Source organism: Arthrobacter sp. H20, from assembly GCF_000520515.1.
Lineage (GTDB): Bacteria > Actinomycetota > Actinomycetes > Actinomycetales > Micrococcaceae > Arthrobacter_D.
The window spans coordinates 77,623-79,014 of sequence record NZ_KI914741.1; the positions used below are offsets into that span (position 1 = coordinate 77,623).

The 1,392-nt window shown below is 65.0% G+C and carries 2 protein-coding genes and 2 pseudogenes; all 4 read right to left on the reverse strand.

What is annotated here, in order from left to right; translation table 11 throughout:
• Positions 1 to 340 (reverse strand): annotated as a pseudogene (locus Y703_RS22430) (sensor histidine kinase); the annotation flags it as partial.
• Positions 330 to 671: pseudogene (locus tag Y703_RS23145) on the reverse strand (winged helix-turn-helix domain-containing protein); the annotation flags it as partial. The pseudogenes Y703_RS22430 and Y703_RS23145, both read right to left, overlap by 11 nt.
• Entirely contained in the window at positions 653 to 1,036 is a 384-nt protein-coding gene (locus Y703_RS23150; protein WP_026553000.1) for a hypothetical protein, read from the reverse strand. The pseudogene Y703_RS23145 and the gene Y703_RS23150, both read right to left, overlap by 19 nt.
• On the reverse strand, positions 1,026 to 1,392 hold a 367-nt coding region (locus tag Y703_RS19800; protein ID WP_162148892.1), incomplete at its 5' end, for a winged helix-turn-helix domain-containing protein. The genes Y703_RS19800 and Y703_RS23150, both read right to left, overlap by 11 nt.

The window sequence follows — 1,392 nt, forward strand, 5'->3', positions numbered from 1 at the left end:
CCGTCTCGCCGGCTCCGATGCGGCGCGCCGCCGTCGCGAGCCGCACCGCGTTGCGTGCCACGCGCATTCCCAACAGGAGGGAAAGCCCCAGTGCCACGAGCGTGGCGATGGCGATGATGTACCACATGATCTGCAGGTCCATGGCTGTGACGACCATGGCGTTGACTGCGCTGATCATTCCCGCGACGAGCACCCCGATGGTGGCCAGCAGGACGAGGCAGAACTGGACCACCAACGACGATCGGCGCAGCAGTCGCAACAGGGCGAAGGCGACGGCGCCGATCAGGACCGCCCAGAGCAACGCCAGTGACACGATTGCGAGGAGCTGCTCAGCTGTCACGGCTGTCTCCCAGGTCCTCGGTAGTGCCTGAATCAGTTCCGGTGTCTACGGCGGTGAACCGGTAGCCGACTCCCCAGACGGTCTGCAGCAACCGGGGGCTGGTGGGGTCCTGCTCGATCTTTTCCCGGACCCGACGGACATGAACAGTCACCGTTGACAGGTCGCCAAAGTCCCAACCCCAGACGGACCGGATCAGTTCGTCGCGGGTGAACACGCGGTTGGGGTTCCGCAAGAACCAGGCCAGCAGTTCATATTCGCGCGCTGTGAGCTGCAGCTCGATCCCGTGATGGTTAACTGTCCGCGCAGCGGGATTCAGGCGGAAGCCGCCGACGTCGAGTGGCCGGTCTCGGCTGTCACCGTCTCGCCGGCTCCGATGCGGCGCGCCGCCGTCGCGAGCCGCACCGCGTTGCGTGCCACGCGCATTCCCAACAGGAGGGAAAGCCCCAGTGCCACGAGCGTGGCGATGGCGATGATGTACCACATGATCTGCAGGTCCATGGCTGTGACGACCATGGCGTTGACTGCGCTGATCATTCCCGCGACGAGCACCCCGATGGTGGCCAGCAGGACGAGGCAGAACTGGACCACCAACGACGATCGGCGCAGCAGTCGCAACAGGGCGAAGGCGACGGCGCCGATCAGGACCGCCCAGAGCAACGCCAGTGACACGATTGCGAGGAGCTGCTCAGCTGTCACGGCTGTCTCCCAGGTCCTCGGTAGTGCCTGAATCAGTTCCGGTGTCTACGGCGGTGAACCGGTAGCCGACTCCCCAGACGGTCTGCAGCAACCGGGGGCTGGTGGGGTCCTGCTCGATCTTTTCCCGGACCCGACGGACATGAACAGTCACCGTTGACAGGTCGCCAAAGTCCCAACCCCAGACGGACCGGATCAGTTCGTCGCGGGTGAACACGCGGTTGGGGTTCCGCAAGAACCAGGCCAGCAGTTCATATTCGCGCGCTGTGAGCTGCAGCTCGATCCCGTGATGGTTAACTGTCCGCGCAGCGGGATTCAGGCGGAAGCCGCCGACGTCGAGTGGCCGGTCTCGGCTGGAG